Source organism: Bacillus zhangzhouensis, from assembly GCF_000715205.1.
GTDB lineage: Bacteria > Bacillota > Bacilli > Bacillales > Bacillaceae > Bacillus > Bacillus zhangzhouensis.
In genome coordinates, this window is record NZ_JOTP01000008.1 from 82038 (window position 1) to 107910 (window position 25873).

25 protein-coding genes are annotated in these 25873 nt (G+C 41.9%); 5 read left to right on the forward strand and 20 right to left on the reverse strand.

What is annotated here, in order from left to right; all coding sequences use genetic code 11:
- Positions 1–5: 5 nt before the first annotated feature.
- The 5 genes from pfkA to dnaE form a co-directional block, all read right to left on the reverse strand.
- Complete coding sequence (gene pfkA / locus BA70_RS08965) at positions 6–965, reverse strand: 6-phosphofructokinase (protein ID WP_017358271.1); 960 nt, start codon at positions 963–965, stop codon at positions 6–8.
- Between the two features lie 341 nt (positions 966–1306).
- Entirely contained in the window at positions 1307–2284 is a 978-nt protein-coding gene (gene accA, locus BA70_RS08970) for an acetyl-CoA carboxylase carboxyl transferase subunit alpha (protein WP_034320966.1), read from the reverse strand.
- Complete coding sequence (gene accD, locus BA70_RS08975) at positions 2269–3144, reverse strand: acetyl-CoA carboxylase, carboxyltransferase subunit beta (RefSeq protein ID WP_034320969.1); 876 nt, start codon at positions 3142–3144, stop codon at positions 2269–2271. Before accD ends, accA begins: the two co-directional genes overlap by 16 nt.
- A 304-nt stretch (positions 3145–3448) precedes the next feature.
- A complete protein-coding gene (ystJ, locus tag BA70_RS08980; RefSeq protein WP_034320971.1) occupies positions 3449–4681 on the reverse strand; it encodes an NADP-dependent malic enzyme in 1233 nt (410 codons plus the stop codon).
- 141 nt (positions 4682–4822) lie between these two features.
- On the reverse strand, positions 4823–8158 hold the full coding sequence (gene dnaE / locus BA70_RS08985; protein ID WP_034320974.1) for a DNA polymerase III subunit alpha: 3336 nt from the start codon (positions 8156–8158) through the stop codon (positions 4823–4825).
- A gap of 137 nt (positions 8159–8295) precedes the next feature.
- Between dnaE and ytrH the strand changes: the two genes are divergently transcribed.
- The 3 genes from ytrH to BA70_RS09000 all read left to right on the forward strand — a co-directional run bounded on the left by ytrH (position 8296) and on the right by BA70_RS09000 (position 9432).
- The gene (gene ytrH / locus BA70_RS08990; RefSeq protein ID WP_034320977.1) at positions 8296–8637 is read left to right on the forward strand and encodes a sporulation membrane protein YtrH; all 342 of its coding nucleotides are present in this window, start codon (positions 8296–8298) and stop codon (positions 8635–8637) included.
- Positions 8634–9137 carry a sporulation membrane protein YtrI gene (gene ytrI / locus BA70_RS08995; protein WP_034320978.1) on the forward strand — a complete coding sequence of 168 codons (504 nt, stop codon included), beginning with the start codon at positions 8634–8636 and terminating at the stop codon, positions 9135–9137. Before ytrH ends, ytrI begins: the two co-directional genes overlap by 4 nt.
- 109 nt (positions 9138–9246) lie before the next feature.
- A complete protein-coding gene (locus tag BA70_RS09000) occupies positions 9247–9432 on the forward strand; it encodes a YtzJ family protein (RefSeq protein WP_008346082.1) in 186 nt (61 codons plus the stop codon).
- 51 nt (positions 9433–9483) lie between these two features.
- Here BA70_RS09000 and BA70_RS09005 read toward each other — a convergent pair whose 3' ends face one another.
- Positions 9484–10425, reverse strand: a complete 942-nt coding sequence (locus BA70_RS09005; protein ID WP_034320981.1) for a DHH family phosphoesterase — start codon at positions 10423–10425, stop codon at positions 9484–9486.
- Between the two features lie 147 nt (positions 10426–10572).
- Here BA70_RS09005 and BA70_RS09010 point away from each other — a divergent pair, with 147 nt between their 5' ends.
- A complete protein-coding gene (locus BA70_RS09010) occupies positions 10573–10875 on the forward strand; it encodes a YtpI family protein (protein ID WP_003216665.1) in 303 nt (100 codons plus the stop codon).
- 124 nt (positions 10876–10999) lie between these two features.
- Here the strand turns inward: BA70_RS09010 and BA70_RS09015 are convergent, their stop codons facing one another.
- From BA70_RS09015 to sppA, 14 genes are all read right to left on the reverse strand, one after another.
- Positions 11000–12322, reverse strand: a complete 1323-nt coding sequence (locus BA70_RS09015) for a CBS domain-containing protein (RefSeq protein ID WP_034320983.1) — start codon at positions 12320–12322, stop codon at positions 11000–11002.
- Between the two features lie 147 nt (positions 12323–12469).
- Positions 12470–13153, reverse strand: coding sequence for a metal-dependent hydrolase (locus BA70_RS09020; RefSeq protein ID WP_034320985.1), 684 nt, complete (start codon positions 13151–13153; stop codon positions 12470–12472).
- 64 nt (positions 13154–13217) lie between these two features.
- Entirely contained in the window at positions 13218–13973 is a 756-nt protein-coding gene (locus BA70_RS09025) for an SDR family oxidoreductase (RefSeq protein WP_034320987.1), read from the reverse strand.
- Positions 13974–14075: 102 nt separating this feature from the next.
- Positions 14076–14984 (reverse strand): phosphotransferase, encoded by a 909-nt coding sequence (locus BA70_RS09030; RefSeq protein WP_034321110.1) that lies wholly within the window; start codon positions 14982–14984, stop codon positions 14076–14078.
- A 126-nt stretch (positions 14985–15110) separates the two neighbouring features.
- Complete coding sequence (gene argH / locus BA70_RS09035) at positions 15111–16484, reverse strand: argininosuccinate lyase (protein ID WP_034320990.1); 1374 nt, start codon at positions 16482–16484, stop codon at positions 15111–15113.
- A complete protein-coding gene (locus BA70_RS09040) occupies positions 16481–17692 on the reverse strand; it encodes an argininosuccinate synthase (RefSeq protein WP_034320993.1) in 1212 nt (403 codons plus the stop codon). Before BA70_RS09040 ends, argH begins: the two co-directional genes overlap by 4 nt.
- A 173-nt stretch (positions 17693–17865) precedes the next feature.
- A complete protein-coding gene (locus tag BA70_RS09045; protein ID WP_034320996.1) occupies positions 17866–18381 on the reverse strand; it encodes a MogA/MoaB family molybdenum cofactor biosynthesis protein in 516 nt (171 codons plus the stop codon).
- 101 nt (positions 18382–18482) lie between these two features.
- The gene (locus tag BA70_RS09050) at positions 18483–19667 is read right to left on the reverse strand and encodes an acetate kinase (RefSeq protein WP_034320999.1); all 1185 of its coding nucleotides are present in this window, start codon (positions 19665–19667) and stop codon (positions 18483–18485) included.
- A gap of 230 nt (positions 19668–19897) precedes the next feature.
- The gene (locus BA70_RS09055; protein WP_034321002.1) at positions 19898–20872 is read right to left on the reverse strand and encodes a class I SAM-dependent methyltransferase; all 975 of its coding nucleotides are present in this window, start codon (positions 20870–20872) and stop codon (positions 19898–19900) included.
- 88 nt (positions 20873–20960) lie between these two features.
- Positions 20961–21461: a thiol peroxidase gene (tpx, locus tag BA70_RS09060; RefSeq protein WP_034321005.1), complete on the reverse strand. Its 501-nt coding sequence runs from the start codon at positions 21459–21461 to the stop codon at positions 20961–20963.
- A 312-nt stretch (positions 21462–21773) separates the two neighbouring features.
- Positions 21774–22226, reverse strand: a complete 453-nt coding sequence (ytfJ, locus tag BA70_RS09065; RefSeq protein WP_007501733.1) for a GerW family sporulation protein — start codon at positions 22224–22226, stop codon at positions 21774–21776.
- Positions 22227–22240: 14 nt separating this feature from the next.
- Positions 22241–22984, reverse strand: a complete 744-nt coding sequence (locus BA70_RS09070; RefSeq protein WP_051691133.1) for a DUF2953 domain-containing protein — start codon at positions 22982–22984, stop codon at positions 22241–22243.
- A gap of 64 nt (positions 22985–23048) precedes the next feature.
- Positions 23049–23573: an RDD family protein gene (locus BA70_RS09075; protein ID WP_034321009.1), complete on the reverse strand. Its 525-nt coding sequence runs from the start codon at positions 23571–23573 to the stop codon at positions 23049–23051.
- A 14-nt stretch (positions 23574–23587) separates the two neighbouring features.
- On the reverse strand, positions 23588–24589 hold the full coding sequence (sppA, locus tag BA70_RS09080) for a signal peptide peptidase SppA (protein ID WP_034321012.1): 1002 nt from the start codon (positions 24587–24589) through the stop codon (positions 23588–23590).
- 447 nt (positions 24590–25036) lie between these two features.
- Between sppA and BA70_RS09085 the strand changes: the two genes are divergently transcribed.
- On the forward strand, positions 25037–25840 hold the full coding sequence (locus BA70_RS09085) for an NAD kinase (protein ID WP_034321014.1): 804 nt from the start codon (positions 25037–25039) through the stop codon (positions 25838–25840).
- Positions 25841–25873: the final 33 nt, after the last annotated feature.

A 25873-nucleotide genomic window follows, 5' to 3' on the forward strand; every position in this document is an offset into this window, starting at 1 on the left:
TCGTTTTATATAGAGAGCTCTTGTGAAAGTCGGTACATATTTTGATCGACTGTATGTTTTTTATCTAAGATGTCTAAAATATCGTGATGAACGAGTTCATTGCTTTGAATGCCCACACAGCGTCCGCCTCTTCCTTCAAGAAGAAGTTCTACTGCATATGCTCCTAAACGGCTTGCCAGCACCCGGTCAAACGCACTTGGAGAACCTCCGCGCTGAATATGTCCTAAGACAGATACACGTGTTTCAAGGCTTGTCTCCTCTTCAATTCGCTTACCAAATTCAACACCGCTGCCTACGCCTTCTGCTACGATGATGATACTGTGCTTCTTGCCGCGCTCATGACCTCTTCTCAATCTGGCAATAATTTCGTCCATGTCATAGTCTGCTTCAGGAATCAAAATGGATTCGGCTCCGCCCGCAAGACCTGACCATAGAGCAATATCACCAGCATGTCTTCCCATTACTTCCACTACGTATGTACGTTCATGAGATGTGGCTGTATCACGAATTTTATCAATGGCATCAATGACTGTATTAAGTGCTGTGTCAAAGCCAATAGTGAAATCAGTACCTGGAATATCGTTGTCAATCGTGCCAGGGACACCTACACATGGAAAACCGAGCTCTGTTAATTTCTTCGCTCCCATGAATGAGCCATCTCCACCGATGACAACAAGTCCTTCAATACCGAATTTTTTTAAGTTTTCAATCCCTTTTTCGCGACCTTCAACTGTCTTGAATTCAGGGCATCTTGCCGTGTAAAGTTTTGTTCCTCCACGATGAATAATATCGCCTACTGAACCTATTTCTAGTTTCTCAATTTTACCGTTAATTAGACCTGAATATCCATTATAAATACCGTAAACTTCAACATTATGGTAAATTGCTTTTCTTACAACTGCGCGCACAGCTGCATTCATTCCTGGGGAATCCCCACCGCTCGTTAAAACTCCTATACGCTTCATCTTTTTCACCTCAGAGACCATATATGAATTAAACATACCATTTCCACTGCTTGAAAACAATCATGAGCAAAACCGGATGTTTTCAATACGAATTTCTAAAACCGTACTTATTATACAATTAAATAAACCGTTTTTAAACAAAAGTTAAGAAAGTCATGAAAGCACATCTCTCAAAAACCTGTAAGTCTAAGCGCGCTAAACCTTATCATGTCAGGGTTTTCAGACGTTTCAAATTTTATGAAAACAAAAGAAAATTATTTTCAAATAGCGCTTACATCAGGAAGGTTTTCATGAAAAAAGATGAAAAAAATAAACGCCAGCCAAAAAGGCTGTACGTTTATTTAGTTTACCCCAATATATTGATTTTCAATCGACACTTTGCCAATTGCTTTGTATTTTTGATATCTTTGTTCGACTAATTCTTCTGGCGATAATTTGAGCAAAGATGTAAGTGACTGTTTTAATGTTTGATCCATGTAGGCTGCTTGTTGTTTCACGTCTCGATGTGCTCCACCTTGCACTTCTTTAATAACATCATCTATAATATCTAATTCTTTTAGGTCTGGAGCGGTAATTTTCATTGTTTCTGCAGCCTTTTTAGCAAGTGATGAGTCCTTCCAGAGCAGTGCTGCTGCACCTTCAGGTGAAATCACTGAATACGTTGAGTTCTCTAGCATGAATAGGTGGTTTCCTACGCCTAAGCCTAGTGCTCCGCCACTTCCGCCTTCTCCAATGACAATGCAGACAACCGGTACACGAAGTCCTGCCATTTCGAATAGGTTTTTCGCAATTGCTTCACTTTGCCCGCGTTCTTCAGCTGCTTTACCAGGATAAGCTCCTTTTGTATCAATAAAGCAAATGATGGGGCGATTAAATTTATCTGCTTGTTTCATCAAGCGCAGCGCTTTACGGTAACCTTCTGGATGAGGCATTCCGAAATTACGGCGCAAGTTTTCTTTTGTGTCTTTTCCGCGCTGATGTCCAATGACTGTGACAGGAAGCCCTTTAAACGTGGCGATTCCTCCAACAATGGCTTCATCATCGCCATAGAAACGATCACCATGACATTCAAAAAAGTTGTCAAACAGCTCTTGAATGTAATCGAGAGTTGTTGGACGCATCGCATGACGAGCAATTTGCACTCTGTCCCACGGCTTTAAATTTGTATAAATGTCTGCTTCAAGCTTACTCAGACGTGTTTCAAGACGCTCAATTTCCGCACTTAAATCCATCTCTGAGTTTTGTGTGAACTTTTTCAATTCATCAATTTTCGCTCTAAGTTCGATGACAGGTTTTTCAAATTCTAGTTCTCCAGCCACTCTCGTTCACCTCCTGTGCTGTGTAATGCTAAGATTTGACCCAGTTTTTCTTTCATCTCTGCACGGTGAATGACAGCATCCAATTGACCATGCTTCATTAAAAATTCAGCCGTTTGGAAGTCCTCTGGCAAGTCTTCACGAATGGTTTGTTCAATGATTCTGCGGCCTGCAAAACCAATTAATGCACCTGGTTCTGCAAAGTTGTAATCACCGAGAGACGCAAAACTAGCTGATACACCGCCAGTTGTCGGATTGGTCATCACAGAGATAATCAAACCTTGGTCCTCACTGAACATCTTTAATGCTGCACTTGTTTTTGCCATCTGCATGAGACTGAGAATTCCCTCTTGCATTCTCGCTCCGCCAGATGCAGTAAAGATAATAAATGGTACCTTGTCCGCTTTTGCTTTCTCGATAGCCAGTGTAATTTTTTCACCAACGACCGTTCCCATGCTGCCCATACGGAACGTGGCATCCATGACAGCAATCACAGCACTTTGGCCTTCAATTTCACCTTTACCTGTGACAATGGCTTCATTCAAAGATGTTTTTTCTCTGTCTTTCTCAAGCTTTTCTTCGTAGCCTGGGAAACCGAGCGGGTTTGTAGAAATGAGATGCCCGTTAAATTCTTCAAATGTTCCTTCGTCTACAAGGCTTTTAATACGCTGTTTTGCATTCATTTGCAAATGTCTGCCACAATTCATACAAACACGTAAGTTTTTATCTAGTTCTTTGGTGAGCATTATTTTTTTACATTGCGGACATTTGGTCATGATGCCTTCAGGCACATCTTGACTTGCCTGTTCAGAGGGTACAGATGCATATTTTTTCTTTTTACTGAAAATGTTCTTGATTGACAAATGACTACCTCCCTTTTTGAAGGGTTTTTTCTTTACACGCACATCCACTATTATAGGACATGTCATAACTGTACCGAAACTATTGTACTTTTTTTGTCAAACGCTGTCATCCTTCATTCCATTTTTTCAGTGGGGAATTGATGAGAAATGAGTATGTGTTTGGGGCGCTGAGCAGTTGATATATTTGAATTGTGAACGTCTACAAAAAAAATCTCATTCCAGATGAAAAAATTTTCGCGTCAGAGAGAAAATGGTGCACGCCTTTCCTCCAATTTCAGAAAGAACGTGCACACTTTTCAGTTGATTATTCGCCGATAATCGTTAATTTTCTTGTTTTTTCTGCAACAGTTTCTGGGTCGACTTTGATTCTTGCAACACCGGTTTCCATTGCTGCTTTTGCCACCGCTTTTGCTACTGCTGGTGCTACGCGTGCATCAAATGGTGCAGGAATAACGTATTCAGCTGTCAATTCTTCATCTGAAACAAGAGAAGCAATGGCTTCAACAGCTGCAATTTTCATTTCTTCGTTAATGTGTGTTGCGCGCACATCTAGTGCTCCGCGGAAGATGCCCGGGAATGCAAGTACGTTGTTTACTTGGTTTGGGAAGTCAGAACGGCCAGTTCCTACAACACTTGCACCTGCTGCATGTGCATCTTCTGGCATGATCTCTGGATTTGGATTAGCCATTGCGAAGATCACAGGATCTTTTGCCATTTTTCCAACCATTTCTTTTGTTAAAGCACCTGCTGCTGATACCCCGATGAAGACATCTGCGCCTTCAATCACTTCTTCTAAAGAACCTTCTTTACGGTCTTGGTTCGTGAATTTAGCTACTTCGTTTTTCACTGAATTCATACCGTTTGGACGGCCTTCGTAAATAGCGCCTTTTGTATCACACATAATGATATCACGTACACCGAAATGATAGAGAAGTTTGATAATCGCAATTCCCGCTGCGCCAGCGCCGTTTGCAACAACTTTGATTGAAGACATTGATTTTCCAGACAGTTTAAGGGCATTGACAAGTCCTGCTACTGTTACAATCGCTGTTCCATGTTGATCATCGTGGAAAACTGGAATGTTTGTCTCTTTTTTCAAACGCTCTTCAATGATGAAGCAGTTAGGAGCTGCAATATCTTCCAGGTTGACACCGCCAAAAGTCGGCTCTAGAAGCTTCACTGTTTCAACGATTTTGTCTACATCGTTTGTCGCAAGTGCGATTGGGAAAGCATCTACGCCTGCAAAGCTTTTGAATAATACAGCTTTACCTTCCATGACTGGAAGAGATGCTTCCGCACCGATATTTCCAAGCCCTAAAACAGCGCTTCCGTCTGTGACAACAGCGACCATATTGCCTTTCATTGTATAATCATACACTTTGCTTGTGTCGTCATAAATCTCTTTACATGGTTCTGCAACACCAGGTGAGTAAGCCAAGCTTAAGTCTTTCGCATTTTTCACTTGTACTTTTGATTTTGATTCGAGTTTGCCTTGATTCTCTTTGTGCATATGTAATGCTTCTTCTCTTAATGACATGTGATGAACACTCCTTCAAGTGGAAAATGATTTAATGAATTGCTAAGTTGATAAGCACATACTGGCAGTTTTAAATACACAGAATCTTTAAAATGATAACACAATAGATGATTTTGTAAAACACATTCAAGCGATTTGTCATCATTTAATCACAACGTTTTGTTCACCGAGCAGCTCTTTTAACTGGAAGATCACGGCATGATCTGCATGAACTTTGTATGCATCTGGAAGTCTCATCGTCTTCTTTTGCTTTTCATAATACAAGTAGACATCTGCTTCTCCGCTGTGCAAAGAGATCACTCGTTTTACTTGCTCAAGCAGCTCCTGCGTATGGTTTTCTTCTTTCACCCGAATGTAGACAGACTCTTTTCTTTTCGTGCCCATCTCTTCAAGTAGAACTGCTTCTTGCACGATGATTTGACTGCTGTCATTTCTGACATCTATTCTGCCTTCAACATAAAGCATGGCGCCCTCCTCAAGTAAGGGGGACAGCTTTCTAAATTGCTCTGGAAAGACGACACCTTCCATTTCTCCCGTTTCATCCCCAAATGTAACAAATGCCATCGATTGTCCATTTTTTGTCCGAATCGATTTCACTTTTGTCAAAAGGCCACCCATTGAGATCTTTCGCTTTATATAGGAAGATAGTCTGATGATTTCCACTGCATCATTCTCTCTTAAGCGATCTCGATACGCTTGTACTGGGTGATTTGATAAATATAACCCAAGTGCCTCTTTTTCAAATTGCAAAAGGTCGACAAGCGGCATTTCGTCTATCTCAGCATATTTTGGCTTAATGGAGAAGGTTGTATCCCCAAGAAAGTCTAGCTGATCCTCAGGCGTTAAAAATGACACGTGGTCTAACGCAATATCTATAGATGCTAAAAGCGAAGCACGATTTGGATAAAACTCATCCATCGCCCCTGAGAAAATGAGCGCTTCAATCGTTTTTCGGTTTACACTCTTTGGTGATACCCTTGCGCAAAAATCAAATAAATCTTCAAACGGCTTTTCCTGTCTTGCTCTGTATATATCCTTTACAGCTGACACTCCGACATTTTTGATCGCTCTTAAGCTGTAGCGGATCTCCCCTTTTTCAACCGTAAATGGAAATTCACTCTTATTAATAGAAGGCTTCAACACAGAGATCCCTTTTTCCTTTGCCTCATAGAAATATTGAGCGACTTTGTCTTCATTTCCAATCACACTAGTTAAAAGTCCGCACATAAAATATAACGGATAATGCGCTTTTAAATAAGCAAGCTGAAAGCCGATCATGCTATATGCAACAGCATGGCTTCTATTAAAACCATAGTTTGCAAATTTGACGATTAAGTCATAAACGTCATTTGCAATGTTAACAGGATACTCCTTTTTTAGGCATCCTTCAACAAAATGGCTTCGCTGCTCATCAAGGACCTTTTTATCCTTCTTTGAAACGGCCCTTCTTAATAGATCAGCCTCTCCTAGCTGAAAGCCTGCCATCTTCGCTGCAATCAGCATGATTTGTTCTTGGTACACGATGACCCCGTATGTGTCCTTTAAAATGTCATACAAATCTGGATGCGGGTAAGAGACCTTGACCCTGCCGTGCTTTCGGTCGATAAAGAGCGGGATATTCTCCATTGGACCTGGCCGGTAAAGGGCATTGACTGCCACGATGTCTTCTAGACTAGAAGGTTTCAGCCGTCTTAGCACCTGGCGCATCCCCTGTGATTCCAGCTGGAAAATCCCTGTTGTATCTCCCGCTGATAACAATTCAAACGTTTTTGGGTCTTGATACGAAATGTCACTAAAGTTAATGTGGACGTTTTCCTGTCTTTCAATCTGGTTTTTAATGGATTCGATTAACGTTAAGTTTCTTAATCCTAAGAAATCCATCTTTAAAAGTCCGAGATCTTCTAAATAATTCATGGCATACTGCGTTAAATACACACCATCATGGCCGTCTTGGATCGGAACGACCTGCGTCAGCGGCTCTTCGCTTAACACAACGCCGGCTGCATGTGTCGACGTGTGTCTTGGCAAGCCTTCTACCTTTAAAGCTGTTTGGAAGACCGTTCGAAGCTCTTCAGATTGCTGGAGAAGCGTTTTTAATTCAGGAGATGCGGCCACCGCTTCTTTCAGCGTCGTCCCTGGCTTTGATGGGACGAGCTTTGCAAGACGGTCCGCTGCCTTTGAGTCAATCCCCATCACACGTCCGACATCCCTTAAGGCAGCCTTTGCGGCAAGTGTGCCAAACGTGACAATTTGAGCCACATGCATATCCCCGTATTTGTCTTTTACATAAGAAATCATTTCATCTCTTCTCGTGTCAGGAAAATCAATATCAATATCCGGCATGCTAATACGCTCAGGATTTAAAAAACGCTCAAATAAAAGCCCGTGACGAATCGGATCGACATCTGTAATAAACAGAACATAGGCAACAAGTGAGCCTGCTGCTGATCCCCGTCCTGGACCTGTGACAATGCCGTTGTCATGCGCATACTTCATAAAATCCCATACAATAAGAAAATAGTCACTGAAATTCATTTTTTGGATAATGCTTAGCTCATACTCAAGCCTTTTGGCATATGTTTCATTTGAAGCGATCTTTCTTTGTTTCATGCCTTCCGCGCACACTCTGCGTAAAAACTGATCGGCTGTTGATTGATCAGGAGTTGGATAGGATGGCAATTTTGTCTGTCCAAGATTTAAATCTACTTCACAGCGGTCTGCGATCTCAACTGTTCTTGTCAGCAGTTCAGGATCATCCCCATACCAATTCATCATTTCTTCGATGGATCTGAAATGCTTTTCTCCTCGGTCTTCCTCTATATCTGAAAGCTGCTGTCCCGCCTTTATGGCCTTTAAACATGTATACGCCGTTTTGTCCTCTCGGTTGATGTAATGAACATCCCCCGTTGCGACAAGTGGAATATCCGCACTTTTTGAGACGTCCCGCAGCTTTCCGGCAAGCGACTCGTCTTGCTGGAATGGCTGAACCGCAATGTACACATGTCCCTCGCCAAAAATACGTTTCAAATGGCTTGCCGCATTGCGCGCTTCTTCTAACTGATCATGCTTCAGCAGCGTTTCAATATAGCCAGATGTGCCTGGCGTTATGGCAATAAGCCCATGATGATAACTTTTCAGCCATTTTTCTTTCAGGCCAGCTTTTGATTTTGATTTCAGCACACTGCTAATTTTGATCAGATTTTGATAGCCTTCATTGTTTTTTGCAAGGAGTACCAAGGGATAAGCCTCTGTCTCTTGTTCATCTATGAAGACAGAAGCTGTTAAACCGATGACCGGCTTGATGCCATGTTTTTTACATTCCTTATAAAATTCAACCGTTCCATACATCACATGGTCATCGGTCAGAGCGAGCGCTTTGTAGCCAAGTTCTTTTGCTTTCAGCACGAGCTCCCTTACTTTAGCTGCACTGCTTAACAAGCTGTATCCACTGTGGACCTGAAGATGAACATAAGACATGCTTAATCCACTCCTTTCGTCTAAAGTCATTCTTTCATTATAAAACGCGATGCGATGAGAAACAAATGTTCTTTCTTTTCCATCCGTTCATACTTGTCCAGAGCACACCATATATTGAATAGAGTGAGGTGGAAAAAATGGATGTGAAGGAAGCCTTTATTCCGAACTTTATTAGCTGTTACTTTATCGCACTTGGGGTGATTTTAGGTGGTGCCATTATAGGCGGTGTAGGTGCGTATTTATCTGGTCAGCCGCCTCTATCAATTATTTCAAGTCTTGCCAACCGTTTAAAAATTTGGGCGCTTGTCGCCGCAATCGGTGGAACATTTGATGCGGTCTATAGCTTTGAAAGAGGCATTTTCGAAGGAAACACGCGTGATATTTTCAAACAAATCTTATTAATTATCTCTGCCATGGGCGGTGCACAAACGGGATATCTCATTATTACGTGGCTCACTCAGGAGCATGTGTCATCATGAGAGTGCCGGAGCTGTATAAACGCCCAGGCTGGCAGCGTTTTTTTGCTGGAATGATGTTCGGCGCGATTATCAGCTGGCTGATTTTCCTCTTTACATATGGAACCTTTCAGGAAAAGCAGGTGACGCTGCTCAGAAGCCAGCAACACCATATGGACAGTCTGAAAGAACAAATCACACTCTATCGGGAAGATTTGCATAAGTTAAATGAGGATAATAAGCAGCGGCTGCTGATCCAAAGCATAGATGTTCATCTCGTGAATCGTGAGCAATATAAAATCCCAGAGCCGGATACGCTAAAGTTTGAAGATCAGGTCAAAGAGGACATTTCAGAAGTCATCACAAAGGATATTGAAAGTGTCTATAAAACAAAGGAATTATTAAAACGAACGGTGGAAAATAAAGAATATATGATTCGGGAAAAGGCATACCGCGCCAAAGTGACAGAGCTGACGATTTATACGAAACTTTCACTTGAAGTGCGTATTTCATTTGCTGAATAAATGATCATGTGGAATTTTTATGAATTTCTGCCCTCAATGATCGCTTTTTACTCTTCATTTTTATACACTAAAAGAAGAACGATATCCTAAATAGAAAGAGGTGAGGACAATGGAGGTTTATAGCTATCGTCAAATGGCACGAGACAAAGCAAGCCGGATCAAAGACGGCATGTGTGCTTATGCTGAGACAGAAATGATGGCTCATTTAATTAAAAAAGAATTAAAACATCAAAATCTCCAAGCCTATGAAGATTCAACGGACATCGGCTGCTGGTTTATCCCTGTATCTAAGTAACCCTTTTCTCCAACATCAAAAAAGAGAGAGGGAACTTGAAGCCTCCCTCTCTCACGATGATGATTTACATACTTCTTCTAAATCACGCAAAATCTCATCTGCCACGGCCCAATCATAAATGGACGCACCGGCTGCAAGCGGGTGACCGCCGCCATGATATTTTTTAGCAATGGTGTTAATGACGACGCCTTTAGAGCGGAATCTGACACGAATCTGATCGTTTTCTTCCACAAAAAAGACCCAAGCCTTAATTCCTGCAATATTTCCAAGTGTCCCAACAAGCTGCGAGGCTTGCTGCGCCGTTGTTTGGAACGACTCCAAAATGTCACGCTTAATAAAAACAGATGCTACCCCATTCTCTGACAAAGAGATATGTTGAAAAATATAGCCATTTAATTTCACGACATTCAAATCCGTCTCATACAATTGATTGAAAAGGTCTGATGATGAAAACGGATATTCGATGAGTTCCCCTGCATATTTGAGTGTCTTTTTCGTAGTGTTTGGGAAAAGGAAGCGGCCTGTGTCTCCTACAATGCCGGCATAAATCAGTTCAGCCGCCTTTGTATTCAGCTGATATCCTTCTTCTTTCCCCTCTAAATACAGCTCATAAATCATCTCACTCACAGAGCTTGCCTCTGTATCAACCCAAAGCAAGTCACCATAAGGATCTTCATTTGGATGATGATCAATTTTCATCAGCTTACCGCCCATAGAATAGCGCTGATCATCAATTCTTGCCTGATTGGCTGTATCGCAGACAATGACAAGGGCACCTTTATACACTTCGTCCGGCACCTCATCGAGTTCATATAAAAATGAAAGGGATGGCTCCGGGGTTCCAGTCGCATAAATATTTTTTTCTGGATACGTGGCACGCAAGATTTCCGTAAGGCCGCACTGCGATCCATACGCGTCAGGATCGGGTCTTACATGTCTATGAATGATAATGGTGTCATATAATGATATGGTTCTAATCAGTTCTTTTTTCATAAAAACTCCTTCTCATGCGATACTCTTTTTATTATTAAATCATAATCTATCCTGACGGAAAAGTGAGGAATAGACAATTTATTCTAGTAAGCAAGCCTATTTACGTTTAAAATAGGGTTGTAACCACTTACAATGGGGGCTTGGCACATGCTTGTTTTGATTGTGTTTATTATTTGTTCTGCCATGTTTTATTTATACTACAAAGCAAAGAATGTCCGTACGAATCGGCCAGTCGAGAAGAAATTCTGGTCTGCCAAATCCAGTATGGCACTTGGATGCTTTGTCCTGCTCTTCGGTGTGAATCAATTATTTTTAAACCGCTCGTCACTCGCATTTGTCATTGGGTTTATTTTTGTTGCAGTCGGTATCGGCAGTACGTGGGCTGGGTATAAAGCCTACAAGCATTATCTTCCGCTCTTTTTAAAGGAAGGCGAAAAAGATCACGCGTAATAAGAGGTTACAGTATGATAGAAAACCCTTGAAGTCTAGGAAAGACGAGCACAGGATTGATATCGGATGCGAGGGTTTGTCTACATGCTGGGAAGGGCGAAGTCATTTCGCCCTTTTTTCTCATTTAGCCTCTCTCCATCAGCTGTACCATCAGCATCGCTTTCCCTACGATATTTGATTGGTGGTACACCTCAACCTCCAGCTTTCCAAACTTGCGCCCTACTTCTAAAATATTCGGCTTGATCTGTATCGTAGATTCCATTTGAACCGGTTTTAAGAAATAGACAGAGAGACTTTCGACAATCAGCTCGCCTTTTTTATGAGATTTCAAGAAGCGGTTGGCTGATTCGATTAAAATTTGTGTAAACACACCATATGAAATATTGCCAAGCTGGTTTGTCATTTGTGGTGTGACCTCATATTGATAAACCGCATCTGCTTTCGGTTTTTCTGTATCGGTCTCTTTAAATCCTCTCGACACAACGTCATCCAGTTTTTCTCCGACCTGCGGCTGCTTTTGGATCATTTGCAGCGCCTTGAGCACATCCTGACGGCTAATCATCCCAATCAGCTTCGCATGATCATCTACAACTGGCAGCACCTCAATGCCTTCCCACACCATCATTTGTGCAGCAGAGGCAACAGATGTTTTGCCAATGACCGTCAGTGGATTTTTCGTCATCACCTTTTCAATCGGTGTAGAGCGGTCATGACCTGCAATATCCTTTGAGGTGAGAATGCCGTGAATCTTCATTTGATCATCTGCTACCGGGAAACGGCCGTGCCCTGTTTCGTAATTCTTCTCATACCATTTCTCAAGTTTATCTTCTGGTGATAAATATACGGTCCGTTCAATCGGCGTTAAAATATCTTCCACAAGCACAATCTCTTTTTTAATTAATTGGTCATAAATAGCCCTGTTAATGAGAGCCGCTACAGTAAATGTATCGTAGCTTGTCGATAATATTGGCAGCTCAAGCTCATCTGCGAGCTGAATGATTTGTTCATCTGTTGAGAATCCGCCTGTGACCAGCACAGCCGCTCCTGCCTCTAATGCTTGCCTGTGGGCATTGATCCGGTTTCCGACGATCAACAGGTTTCCAGCTGCCGTATATCGCATCATCGCATCCAGCTCCATCGCCCCGATGACAAATTTGTTTAAGGTTTTATGTAAGCCGGCTCGTCCTCCAAGCACCTGTCCATCAATGACATTGACAACTTCCGCATATGTCAGTTTTTCAATATTTTCTTTTTTCTTCTGTTCAATTCGAATGGTTCCGACTCGTTCAATGGTACTGACGAATCCTTTATTTTCAGCATCTTTAATGGCCCTGTAAGCGGTGCCTTCACTCACTTTCATTTCTTTCGCTATGCGCCGGACAGAAATTTTCTCTCCGACATCTAATGAATCAATATACGATAAAATTTGCTCATGCTTTGTCGCCAATCCCGTTCACCCTTTTTGTTTTCAGCGTTTTCATCTATGTTTCATTATAAAGGCAGGAGGCTTTTAATAGCAATTTGTCTTTTACTTCAGTACGATCCAGGCAAACAAAAAAGCCAGCATTTGTATGCCAGCTTTTGTTCATGCTTATCAAATGTCGATGGACTCTCCGCTGTCCAACACATGACCTACGCCGCCGTGCAGGCTGTCTGCAAATGCATGCGGATCTTGCTCAATTGGCGGGAACGTACTGTAGTGAATCGGAACGACCTGCTTTGCACGAAGCCATTCTGCTGCAATTCTTGCATCGTCTGGACCCATGGTGAAGTTATCACCGATTGGAAGGAATGCAAGGTCAATATGATTTAGTTCACCGATTAGCTTCATATCTGAAAAGAGTGCAGTGTCTCCTGCATGATAAATTGTTTTCCCCTCTGCGGTAAATAAAATACCTGATGGCATGCCAGTATATGTAATCGTCTGTGCCTCTTCATCAATGACAGCTGAACCGTGGAACGCTTGCGTGAGCTTCACTTTACCAAATTCAAACTCACGTCCGCCTCCAATAGAAAGCGGGTGCGTTTTCACCCCTTGCCAGCTTAAATAAGTGGCAAGTTCGAATGGCGCGATAACGATCGCGTCATTGTTTTTAGCGATTTCAATGGTGTCACCGACGTGATCTCCATGTCCGTGAGTGAGCAAAATCACATCTGCTTTGACATCCTGTGGTTTAATATCTGTATGCTTATTCCCATTTAAAAATGGATCAATCCAAATATGATATCCGTTTGTTTCAATGTGTACGACTGAATGTCCATGATATGTAGCTTTCATGTAGTAATCCACCTCTCAATTTTGATCTCATATCATCTATTCCCTGTATAAAAAGCTAAAAAACTTAATGCCTATGAATCACGTTAAGTCCACCTGTCGCTTCAATGACAGTCCCTGTAATGAGGTCTGATCGATCATCACATAAAAATGAGATGATGCGCCCTATATCCTCTCCGGTACCAGACCGGCCTATTGGTGTTTCATCGTCTCTGATCTGACGTGCTTCCTCGATCGTGGATTCTTTCATGTCTCCGACGATTTTGCCTGGACAAACCATATTGGCCGTGATGCCATTTTCAGCTTCTTCAATGGCAATGGTTTTCGTCAATGACGCCAGACCTACTTTTGCCGCTCCGAAGGCTGACCTGTGCATCCAGCCTGGTGCATGATCTGCCCCTTGGAAGCCGTACGTGATAATGCGGCCAAAGCCTTGTTTTCTCATCATGGGGATGACCATTCGGAACAAATGGAACACTGCGGATAGGTTGCCTTCCATCATTTGATACCATTCATCTTCGGAGTAATCCGCGAGTTTCTTTCGTTCAAAAATATAAGGTCCAGCATTATTGATCAAGGCATCAATCCGCCCAAATCGCTCAACTGCCAGCTCCACCATGTTTTTTAAATCTTCTTTGTTTGTCACATCACCTTGGACAAATTGAAGCTTTTCTTCGTATTCCTGCAATTCTTCTTTCATCTGCCGGACAGCTTCATCATCACTTCGATAATTCACTGTCACAGAATACCCCATATTCAGTAAAGACTCGGTGACTTTCCTGCCAAGTCCTTTAGAACCCGCTGTTATTAATGCGTGTCGCACACAATCTCCTCCTAAAGCAAAGGTTGCAAGTTCATGTGTTTCTCATACTATCTTTACTTTACTATAAACCAGCACTGGACGCACTTCTGAACCCTTTGTCTGCTATTCATATTGTGAATGGAAAAATACAGGGTGATTCATCCACTTTTGTACATCCCACGAGCCATGAATATCAAGGAGGAATGAAACAAAACGGTAGCATTCCCGCACCTCGTGAAGCTGCTTGGGGAGCGGCCGTATATCTTCATAGCCTCGTTGAACAAAATGTGCCGCTTCTTTCGTCAAAAGATACTCTAATGCAATGAAATCAAATTCCGCCGGTCCAAACACCACATATTCCGTATCAACAAGACACATGACTTTTCCATCTCTCTCGATGTATTGAGTCGCATCTAAATCAATTAATATGAGACTGGATGATTCAGGCAGACTGAGCTCTTCCAGTTTTTGTTGTACAATCTTCTCATAGCGTACAATTTCAGGCTGATTAACATAATAGTGACTTGTGAGATGGTGAACAGCCTTTTTTAACTGTTGATTAAAATTCTTCAAATCGTGCCGCTTTCCACCGTATACCGCACCAAAAAAGTGAGTTTGGTATGCATGGAAACGTGCCAGCTTTCTCCCGTAATCCTCATAAAATGCTGGTGTTCTTCCCTTTAAAGTTGTGATTGACGTCCCCTCTACTTTTTCCATCACAGTATAATTCCTTCCCGATATTTGCACTTGGCGAATAACGGCAGGAATGTGAAAAGATTTCGTTTGAGACAGGCGTCGATTGATTTGATCGATATGATCTTGAACTGCATGTGCATCGACTCCATAAATCAAACTGATCCCTGCCGTAAATTCACTTTCATTCCTGTTCGTTCTTCGTGACCGAACAACATATTCTGTCTCATCCTGTAACGAGACAAGCCATACATCATTGGTTCGTCCGTCATATTGTTCACCAAGCGTTTTGATCGATACGATGGGTTGATCAAACAAAGTCTCTAGCTTTTGTCTCACCGTCAATCCCCTATCCCCCTTCTACTTCTTAAAACAACATATGCTTTCATGTTCTCCAAGGAGGATAAATCTCCTTTTTGAAAAACAGCAAAAAACCATCCGTATCATACGAATGGTTTTGGTAAGTTATGCTAGGCAGGATTTTGCCTTTTCTAAAGCAAGCTGGATTTGTTTGAATCCAGTTCCCCCTGCACTTGTTCTTTTTTCAACAGCGACATACGGATCAAGAACAGTGTAAATGTCTTGTTCAAAGAGACCGCTTGCTTCTGTGAATGTTTCGAAAGGAAGGTCACTTAGATAGATGCCTTTTTGAATGCACGTATACACAAGCTTTCCAACGATTTCGTGTGCTTCACGGAATGGCATTCCTTTTTTGGCAAGGTAGTCTGCCACTTCTGTCGCATTTGAGAAGTCTTCTTTTGTTGCTTTTTTCATGACATCTTCGTTCACTGTCATCGTTTGAATCATACCTGTGAAGATTTGCAGGCTACCAGCGATGGTTTTGACTGTATCAAACATGCCTTCCTTATCTTCTTGCAGGTCTTTGTTATACGTAAGCGGCAAGCCTTTCATAATGGTGAGAAGCCCCATCAGGTTGCCGTACACACGGCCTGTTTTCCCGCGGATCAATTCAGCCATATCCGGGTTTTTCTTTTGCGGCATCATGCTACTGCCTGTTGCGTATGTGTCATCAAGTTCAATGAATTTGAATTCTTGAGAGCACCATAAAATGATTTCCTCACAAAGACGCGAGAGGTGCATCATGACAAGGCTGCTATTAGACAAGAACTCTAAAATGAAGTCACGATCACTCACGCCATCAAGGCTGTTCTCGTAAATATGATCAAAGCCAAGCAGCTCTGCTGTATATTCACGATCAATTGGGAATGTCGTTCCTGCTAACGCCCCGCATCCAAGTGGAGAGACGTTAATCCGCTTCAAAGAATCTTGAAAGCGCGCTTTGTCACGCTCAAGCATCCAAAAGTAAGCGAGCATATGATGGGCAAAGGAAATAGGCTGTGCACGCTGTAAGTGCGTATATCCTGGAAAGATCGTTTCAACGTGCTGTTCTGCTTTCTCTACAAGCACCTTTTGAAAAGAAGAGATCAGCTCAATGATATGCTCTACTTGGTTATTCAAATATAAATGCATATCTGTTGCGACCTGATCATTCCGGCTTCTCGCTGTGTGCAATTTGCCGCCAAGCGGCCCAATCTCATCAATGAGCATTTTTTCAAGGTTTAAATGAATGTCCTCATAATCCACTGAGAAATCCAGTTCATCCGCCTCTGCCTTTTTCATGAGCGTATTCAGTCCATCTTTGATGGCAGCGGCCTCCTCATCTTGGAGGATACCGCATTTATTCAGCATACTTGCATGAGCAAGGGAGCCGGTCAGATCTTCTTTGACTAATTGTTTGTCGAAATGAATGGATGCACCAAACTCATCGACCCATTTTTCTGGTGTTTTTTGAAATCGGCCTCCCCAAAGCTTTTTCATGCCTTAACCTGCTCCTTTTTGTTCACGATACTGTTTACTTTTGTTGGTAAACCCCAAAGGTTAATAAATCCTACAGCTGCATCATGATCGAATTCATCTGCTTTTGTGTAAGTCGCTAGATTTTCATCATAAAGTGAATATGGTGATTTACGTCCTTCTATAATCGCATGGCCTTTAAATAGTTTCACACGTACAACACCTGTTACGTTCTTTTGTGTTTCTTGTAAGAATGCGTCTAGTGCTTCTTTAAGTGGTGAGAACCATAAGCCGTTGTATATTAATTCAGCCATTTTTTGTTCAACGATTGGCTTAAAGTGAGCGACTTCTTTGACAAGCGTTAAGTCTTCCAGCTCTTTATGCGCTTTTAAAAGTGTGATAGCACCTGGGCACTCGTACACTTCACGAGATTTGATCCCAACAAGGCGGTTTTCAACGTGATCGATTCTGCCAACGCCATGGTGTCCAGCGACTTCATTTAAATGAAGGATCAGATCAGATAAAGAATACTGGATACCGTCAATCGCGGTTGGTTTTCCTTTTTCAAACGTGATTTCAATGATCTCAGGTGTGTCAGGTGTTTTTTCAAGTGGATTTGTCAGATCGTACGCACCTTCTGGCGGCGCAGCCCAAGGATCTTCTAAGATGCCGCATTCGTTACTTCTGCCCCAAAGGTTTTGGTCGATTGAATATGGGCTGTCTAAGTTAATTGGAATTGGAATACCATGCTTTTGTGCATAGTCAATCTCTTCATCACGAGACCATTTCCATTCACGTACTGGTGCAAGAACTTCTAGATCTGGATTCAATGCTTTAATGGATACTTCAAAACGAACTTGGTCGTTCCCTTTTCCTGTACATCCGTGAGCTACTGCTACTGCATTTTCTGCCTCTGCTACTTCGACTAATTTTTTTGCAATCAGTGGACGAGATAGTGCAGACACAAGCGGGTATTTTCCTTCATACATTGTGTGTGCTTGTAATGCAGTCAGTGCAAATTCTTCAGCAAATTCTTCTTTTGCGTCGATCATGTAGGATTGAACTGCTCCGACTTGAAGTGCTTTTTGCTGAACGAATGCTAAGTCCTTTCCTTCACCTACGTCCAGGCAGCAAGCAACGACTTCGTATCCTTGCTCTTGTAACCATTTAACTGCAACAGAGGTATCAAGGCCTCCGGAATATGCTAATACGACTTTTTTATTTTGTGACATGATTGAAAAGCTCCTCTCACTTGTTTTGATTCTGTGAATGTTTTTTGCATAAAAATAAGTTTTAATTTATAAACATGCATTTAGTATGTATACACTGTAACAAGGAAAAATTGTTTTTTCAACCCCTTTATGAAAAAAACTCTGCCAAATTTTCTTGGCAGAGTCATTTTGGGCTATTTTTGATCCTTTTCAAGCTCACGCAAGACGTGAGGTAGCTCCGGAATAATGAGTTTTGTCATGGCTAAACGAACTGCTCCGGTAGAGCCTGGTGTGGCAAAGACCGCTTTTTGGTTAACGACCCCAGCCGTTGCTCTAGACAAGATAGCAGCAGAACCGATGTCTTCTGTATAGCTGAGCATGCGAAAGATTTCACCAAAGCCAGGCAGCTCTTTTGAGAAAAGAGGGGTGATGGATTCAATGGTGACATCCCTTACGGCAATACCTGTCCCTCCATTTAACAAGACGGCATCAATCTTCGGTTCACTTGTTCCTTCTAGCACAGCGTCTTGAATCGCTCCAATGTCATCTTTTACAATATCGTATGCAAGAATGAGATGTCCCTGTTCTTTGAGCAAATCAATCATGAGACGGCCGCTTTTATCCGTTTCTTTCGTCCTTGTATCACTGACTGTAATGACTTTTACATGAAGCCTCGCTTTCGCCTCACGTTTATGTTCTGTAACGCTCATCTAACGCACGCTCCCTTTCGCTTCGTATTGGACAAATTATAGCATGCTGCTTTCAATAGAAAAAAGCTCTTTTCCCATAAGGAAAAGAGCTTCTCAATCATTTACGCTAAGCGCATAACGTCTCTTGCAATCATCACTTCTTCGTTCGTTGGAATCACGATGACTTTAACAGGAGAGTGCGGGTAGCTGATGAATGCTTCTTCGCCTCTCATGTTGTTAAGAGATGGATCCCAATATACGCCCATGAATTCTAGACCACGAAGGACACGTGCTCTCACTTCTGAACTGTTTTCGCCGATTCCAGCTGTGAAGATGATCGCATCTACGCCATTCATTCTCGCTGCATAAGAACCGATGTATTTATGAATACGGCTAGCAAAAATATCAAGAGCTACTTCTGCACGGTCGTTTCCTTCTTCTGTTGCTTCTTCGATATCACGAAGGTCACTTGAAAGACCAGACACACCTAAAAGACCACTCTTCTTATTCAAAGTAGAAAGAACTTCTTCAGCAGTATGTCCTGTTTTCTCCATAATAAATGGAATGAGGGCAGGGTCAATGTTACCTGAACGTGTACCCATCGCAACACCAGCAAGTGGTGTGAAGCCCATTGATGTATCAATTGATTTTCCGCCTTCTACTGCTGCGATACTCGCACCATTTCCAAGGTGACAAGAAATCAAACGAAGCTCTTCAAGAGGACGGCCTAATAGCTCTGATGCACGCTCTGTGACGAACTTATGGCTTGTCCCGTGGAATCCGTATTTACGAATACCAAAGTTTTTGTAGTAGTCGTACGGAAGGCTGTATAGGTAAGACTGCTCTGGCATTGTTTGGTGGAACGCTGTATCGAACACAGCAATCGCTGGTACGTCAGGCAGAATTTGTTTGAATGCTTTGATTCCTACAACGTTTGCAGGGTTGTGCAGTGGTGCAAGCTCTGAAAGCTGATCAATCTCATTGATCACTTCATCTGTTAATAGAACAGAGTCGCTGAACTTTTCTCCACCGTGAACCACACGATGTCCTACGCCATCAATTTCACTAAAGTCTTTAATGATGTTGAATTCAGTTAGTTTTTCAAGCAGCATTTTCACCGCTACTGCGTGATCTGGAATATCCGTGATTTCTGTTTTCTTTTCTCCATCTACAGAAATCGTAAAGATACTGTTGTCCATTCCGATTCTTTCAACAAGACCTTTCGTTAAAACGGTTTCTTCTGGCATGTTGAACAATTGGAATTTAAGAGATGAGCTTCCTGCGTTGATTGCAATAATTTTGGACATTCTTGTCGCTCCTTTTACTCAGTTGTTATATAGGGTTTCACGTTTTTTCCGGTGCTATATTCAACCTGTTTGAATGGGTCTTTTATAGTTTAACGATAAGTCCGAAAAATATCTGACTTTTTCATTTAAACATTGAAAACTTTGCATTTCAAGTGCACCATCGAACTGTTATCGCTTACATCAATAAGTCGATATTTTCTGAATAGTAAAATAGCCAGAAATCACTCTGGCTATTCTTTCGTTTCTTTTTCTTCTATAAACCACTGATCTAATTTTCTCATTACGCCAACCATTGCTTCCTTCTGTGAGAAAGATGGCAGATTGGCAAACAGCATCCGTTTTGGTGCTTCCAGCCCCTCTTTTTTCTTTTGCATCACAAATAAGCTTTTGGCGTGCTTTTTGTCTTTGAACATGGAGACTGGCAGCTGAATTAAAGCATTCATATAAGCATGATCTTTGATGAAATCCTTTAATTGCACACTTTCTTTTCCTTCAAACAAATCGTTTGGAATGATGAAGAATAGGAAGCCGCCTTCTTTCGTGTAACGAAGGCTTTGTTCAATGAATAAATAATGCGCAAAGGCATGTCCTTCTTTTGCCTTTAATTCATAGTCGGCTGCACGCTCATCATTTGGGTAATAGCCGACTGGAAGGCTGCATACCGTGACATCTGCCGGTGAGATGAGCAGCGGATCAAGGCTGTCCTGATGGAAAAGCTCCACTTCTTTTTCTTCTAAATTCGCCTGTGCCCAAGCAATTTTAATCAGCACATCATCAATTTCAGAGGCAAACCCGCGCTTTGTTTCTGCAGTGAGATTGTTTAAGACAGCAAGCAGTAAGTTTCCTGTTCCCGCTGCTGGGTCAAAGACAACAAGCTCTTTTTGTCCTTCTAAAAATTTATTGACCAAATAGCTGACAAACAGTCCAATCGTATCTGGCGTCATTTGACGGTTTGGATGGGAAATATCCTTTTGTCCTTTCAATACGGCGAGCTGAAACGCTTTACGAATCTGCTCATGATCATAAGAGGCAAAATCGGCTTTCTCTATTAAGTCCTTCAGTAAACCGTTGCGATCATTTGCCTGGAAAAAGCCTTCTCCTGCTTCTGCCAATGCTTCAATATAGGAAATGCTTTGGTCTTTTTTTAATCGAATAGAAGCTGTATCGAGCAGCTCAAAAATCGTACTTACTTGATCTTTCTGCAATGCTTTTCTCTCCTCGCTTTGTTAAAAGCTATATGTTCTCATTGAAAAGAGCCCCAGTATGAAGCCGGAGCTCTTGTCGATGCTGCTTTTATAACAGTGATTTTGCAGCTTCAATGGCTTTTTCATAATTTGGATGATTCGTTGCTTCGCTTACGTATTCAGTGTAGACCACTTTTCCGCTCGGGTCTAATACGAAGACTGCGCGCGCCAATAGACGCAATTCTTTCATATATACACCGAATGCTTCACCAAATGACATATCTCTGTGATCAGATAATGTTTCGACATTTTCAATTCCGTTTGCCCCGCACCAGCGTGCTTGTGCAAATGGAAGGTCTGCACTAATTGTATAGATATTGACCGGACCTAAACCGGCTGCCTCTTCATTGAAACGTCTTGTTTGTGCGTCACACACACCTGTATCAATAGAAGGAATCACTGAGATGATCGTCACTTTTCCTGTTAAATCTGAAAGTGAAACTTCCCCTAGTGAGTTCGTTAATACCGTAAAATCAGGAGCCTGCTCGCCTACTTTCACTTCATTTCCTACAAGCGTGACAGAACTCCCTTTAAATGTGATCGATGCCAAAACAATTCCTCCCTTATCAAATGTATGGTTCTATCATAGTAGAGAAAGCAAAAAACTGCAAAGCCTAATCGTCCATTTTGAAAAAAAAGTTAGCTGCAGCGCAGCTAACTTCAGATTGTTGACAAAGGGCTAAAATGATCTTTATTTTAGCCCTTTGTCTTCTTTTCAGCGTGATAGAAAACCTTTGAAGTCTAGGAAGGACGAGCATCGGAGCGGAGCGAATTTGACATTCGTGAGCACCGGCGCGCAGGACTGACAACGAATGCGAGGGTTTGTCTACACGCTGAAGTTAACTGCAGCGCAGCTAACTTTTTAAAGGTCTATGTCATCTAGTTTTCGTTCTTTGTGGCGGTGCTCCCGTTCATCTTTCTTAAACATGTGCTGAAGACGTTCAATTGCTTGAGGAGCAGAATCCAATATTTTATCAAGCAGATGTGTATGTTCATCCAAATGAAGCATTCGAACTCCGTTTGTTCCCACAATTAAGAAGGCTATTGGTGTAATGGATACCCCGCCGCCGCTTCCGCCGCCAAATGGGAGTCTCGGTTCTTTTCGTTCTTGTTCATCAGAACGTTTTTCTTTCTTTTGATTCCCGTTAAATTCACTGCCGCCGGCTGCAAATCCAAAACCGACCTTTGACACAGTGAGAATGACACTGCCGTCAGGGGTTTCGACTGGATCGCCGATGATCGTATTCACATCTATCATTTCTTTTAAGTTTTCCATCGCTGTCTTCATCAGACCTTGGATTGGATGATCTGCCATTTTCGGGTTCCTCCTTAAACAGATGATTCATTCTTCGTTGCTTGAAGAGAGGCACTTTTTCTCGCCTTTCTTCCTTTTAACCAATGGACAAGTAATCGAATGGCTGCAAGCATAGCATGTCCAATACGAAAATAAGCTATACATGTAAATTGGGTCTGTGACACATTGTGCTGAAAGGCAGGAATGACTTCATATACCGGTTTATGCTTAAAGGTGAGATGCTCCTGCATAAAAGCAAGCAGTGCTCCTTTGACTGACCACACGCCGCCGGCGGCTACACCAGTTAAAGCCGCGTCATGAAAGCCGATCCATGTCGACCAGTGAAACGATACAATTTTGATGTGAATGAAGAACTTGCGTATGATCCGGTTTAGATCGACTATCTCTTTTGTAATACGTTCCATTTGATGAAGGATTTCCTTCACATCACGTTTTCCCACTTTTTTATGCATGGATTCTTTTTCGTGACTAGGCGTTTTGGAGCTAGCCATTTTCTTTTCACGAATATCAATCGTTTGATCTTCCGGATTCACTCTCACCATCGGAATCTCTTTTTTGAGTCTCACCATTCCATATAAGGTAATGACCTTCAGCGCAATGTGGTCATTGTCATTTGCATGTGAATACTCCAATGAAATGGTCACTTTCATGAAGACCAATAAGATCACAAGAAACAAAAAAGCTGCGATCCAAACGTAAAGCACTGTGCTCACTTCCTCCGTAACAAATGATGCTTCCCCTACGATTATGGCTCTCATTCTGGATTTTATACCCAATCATCAAAAAAGAGTTTGACCGGTACCCGGCCAAACTCTCTCTGAATTATATGTTTGATTCTGTTTTTTCATATAGATGTTCATGGACAACCACCGTATCAGCAAAGTAGTCGTGAACCCCTTGCTTTTTCGGTGAGAACCCAACAACAGCATAGAGAACAAAAAGCGTATTAATATATCGTCCCACAATTTCTCTAAAGAAAATGACATCCCATGTCAGTTGCTTCTCAGGCTGAAGGGAGACCACTTTGATCCCAAACACCATCTTGCCGAGTGTTTGATGAAAGATTTTCGTCATGATGGCGAAATAAAGGAGGAAAACAATCGTCGTTGTGACGGAAAATGGAGAAAACCATCCGCCTCCTTTTGACCAGCCAAACAGACTAAAGATTGGAGAAACCGTCAAATGGTTAACACCCCAAACGACGAGCCAATCAAGGATAAACGCCCAAAATCTAATCCAAAAACCTGCAAAGGCCTGCGCTTCAATTGAAGCGCGCTTCGCAAAGGAGGGCTTCAATTCTTCCTGCTGGCTGCGGCTTTCGCTTACTTCATCGAATGTAGAATCCATCTATGATCCCTCCTTTATTTTGAATAGAGATACATCGGTTTAGACCCGTTTGAGCCAGCCAGTGTTTCTTTTAAATTCAGAAAATCAATTTCGCTTTTAAAGAGCTTGCTTGCACTCATATTGAGGAGAGAGTTCCAGCCAAAGCTTTGAGAATAGCTGATGACTTTTGCCCCTTTTAAGCCTTTTTCATTTTTCTTCATCGCTTTTAGTGCATCTTCATAGTATCCAAGCTCATCCACTAACCCGTTAGACTTCGCCTGTGTTCCGTCATATACTCGGCCATCGGCAATTTTCTTGACGTCCTGTTTAGACATACCGCGTCCTTCAGAAATGACTTTGACAAAGCCTTCATAGGAGTTGTCGACCATGCTTTGCATGATGTCGCGCTCATCCTTTGTCATATCACGATTTGGAGACATAATATCTTTGAATTTCCCGCTCTTAATCGTTTCATATTTAATGCCTAAATTATCCGCCAGCTTTGAATAATTCAAACTTTGCATGATCACGCCTAGAGAACCTGTTAATGTTTCAGGTGAAGCAAAGATTTTCTTCGCTGGTGTCGACACATAATAACCGCCAGAAGCTGCCATTGATCCCATGGAGACGTAAATCGGCTTCTTCGCTTTTTTCACTTCTTCTAATTTTTTATGTATTTCAGCACTTTCATAGACACCACCGCCAGGAGAGTTCACTCGCAGCAGTACACCTTTTACAGAGGCATCCTCTTTTGCTTTATCTAGTTCTTTTAAGAAAGCACGATGATCATACGCTTCTCCGCCTAAAAGGCTTGATGCACCCCCGTTATCTTGAATGGTTCCATTAATCTCAAGAACAGCAATTTTACCTGCACCGCTTCCGTCCTCTAGTACCTTCTCTTCTATTTCATCCCCGAATTGATAGCTCATTTTATTATCATTGAAGTTTTCGAACAAGGCCATCGTGACACTGATCACCATTGAACATCCGAAAACACCGAGTGCAATGATTAAGGCTACCCATCTTTTCGCATTCATCTCTTTCTCCTCCTTTTTTGTCTCACTTCATTCATACGAATATTCACATGAAATGTTTCACAGGAATTGTGGTTTTTTTACATTTCATTTCAACATATGATAGCACCTATCTTAAATGACGATCAACTTTACATCGTCTACTATCAGAAGCTCATGACGAGAAATTGGTTTTTTTATCCTCTCCCTACACCTAATAGTCTAGAGGTTCACCACAACAAAACACCCAAACCATTCTTTCATTAGAACACAGCTATTCAATTATGCTCAAAGATAGCCATTTCAAATCACTTACATCGACTCATTTCTAAAAAGCGAATCCTATCATAATTGGCGTCTTTCTAATGTTTTTACTTTCATATGAAAAAAGTGTAAAATGTGAGCAAGGGTTTTACATGTAAGCCCTTTAATATTGGAAATCTATTTTTGACAACAAAGGGGAGAACGTCAATGACAGACAATCGTCGCAATGTATTTTTCTTTTACAAAAAAGATCATGAATTGGATGGACACATTTCTTCTCTGGAGAAGCTCGCTACTGAACAAGGCTTTCAAGTCGTAAAGCGTGCAGAAGATGCCCATATTATTGCTTCAATTGGCGGAGATGGCACATTCCTTCAAGCAGTCCGCAAAACGAATTTCCGTGATGACTGCTTGTATGTAGGGGTATCAAAAACAGAGAATTCGCATTTATACTGCGATTTTTCAATAGAACATTTTGATAAAATGATTGATGCCATGAACACCGAACAGATTGAAGTGAGAAAATATCCGATCATCGATGTAAGCGTTGACAGTACAAACCAGTTCCATTGCTTGAACGAGCTGTCGATCCGCTCTAGCATCATTAAAACATTTGTCATCGATGTATATATAGATGATTTTCACTTTGAAACGTTTAGAGGCGACGGGATGATTATTTCCACTCCAACCGGCTCAACGGCCTACAATAAATCCGTAAACGGCGCCGTGGTTGATCCGATGCTCCCTTGTATGCAAGTGACAGAGCTTGCATCGCTTAATAACAACTCGTACCGTACGCTTGGCGCTCCTTTCATTTTAAGTAGTGACCGCAAGCTGACGCTAAAGGTCGTGCAGGACGGAAACGACCATCCAATTATCGGGCTAGATAATGAAGCGCTCGGCACAAAACACGTCAAACAAATTGACATCGGCCTTTCAGGAAAAGTGATTAAAACGGTGAAATTAAAAGACAACTCATACTGGGAAAAAGTCAAACGCAGATTCCTTTAATCAAAAAGCTCCTATATGGGGCTTTTTTTATGT

Bases quoted from the DNA above. Each gene is read 5' to 3' on its own strand.
- pfkA (WP_017358271.1), bottom strand. From the start codon at position 965: ATGAAGCGTATAGGAGTTTTAACGAGCGGTGGGGATTCCCCAGGAATG.
- ystJ (WP_034320971.1), bottom strand. From the start codon at position 4,681: ATGTCATTAAGAGAAGAAGCATTACATATGCACAAAGAGAATCAAGGC.
- dnaE (WP_034320974.1), bottom strand. From the start codon at position 8,158: ATGTCTTATGTTCATCTTCAGGTCCACAGTGGATACAGCTTGTTAAGC.
- ytrH (WP_034320977.1), top strand. From the start codon at position 8,296: ATGGATGTGAAGGAAGCCTTTATTCCGAACTTTATTAGCTGTTACTTT.
- ytrI (WP_034320978.1), top strand. From the start codon at position 8,634: ATGAGAGTGCCGGAGCTGTATAAACGCCCAGGCTGGCAGCGTTTTTTT.
- BA70_RS09000 (WP_008346082.1), top strand. From the start codon at position 9,247: ATGGAGGTTTATAGCTATCGTCAAATGGCACGAGACAAAGCAAGCCGG.
- BA70_RS09005 (WP_034320981.1), bottom strand. From the start codon at position 10,425: ATGAAAAAAGAACTGATTAGAACCATATCATTATATGACACCATTATC.
- BA70_RS09010 (WP_003216665.1), top strand. From the start codon at position 10,573: ATGCTTGTTTTGATTGTGTTTATTATTTGTTCTGCCATGTTTTATTTA.
- BA70_RS09020 (WP_034320985.1), bottom strand. From the start codon at position 13,153: ATGAAAGCTACATATCATGGACATTCAGTCGTACACATTGAAACAAAC.
- argH (WP_034320990.1), bottom strand. From the start codon at position 16,484: ATGAAAAAGCTTTGGGGAGGCCGATTTCAAAAAACACCAGAAAAATGG.
- BA70_RS09040 (WP_034320993.1), bottom strand. From the start codon at position 17,692: ATGTCACAAAATAAAAAAGTCGTATTAGCATATTCCGGAGGCCTTGAT.
- BA70_RS09045 (WP_034320996.1), bottom strand. From the start codon at position 18,381: ATGAGCGTTACAGAACATAAACGTGAGGCGAAAGCGAGGCTTCATGTA.
- BA70_RS09050 (WP_034320999.1), bottom strand. From the start codon at position 19,667: ATGTCCAAAATTATTGCAATCAACGCAGGAAGCTCATCTCTTAAATTC.
- ytfJ (WP_007501733.1), bottom strand. From the start codon at position 22,226: ATGGCAGATCATCCAATCCAAGGTCTGATGAAGACAGCGATGGAAAAC.
- BA70_RS09070 (WP_051691133.1), bottom strand. From the start codon at position 22,984: ATGAGAGCCATAATCGTAGGGGAAGCATCATTTGTTACGGAGGAAGTG.
- BA70_RS09075 (WP_034321009.1), bottom strand. From the start codon at position 23,573: ATGGATTCTACATTCGATGAAGTAAGCGAAAGCCGCAGCCAGCAGGAA.
- sppA (WP_034321012.1), bottom strand. From the start codon at position 24,589: ATGAATGCGAAAAGATGGGTAGCCTTAATCATTGCACTCGGTGTTTTC.
- BA70_RS09085 (WP_034321014.1), top strand. From the start codon at position 25,037: ATGACAGACAATCGTCGCAATGTATTTTTCTTTTACAAAAAAGATCAT.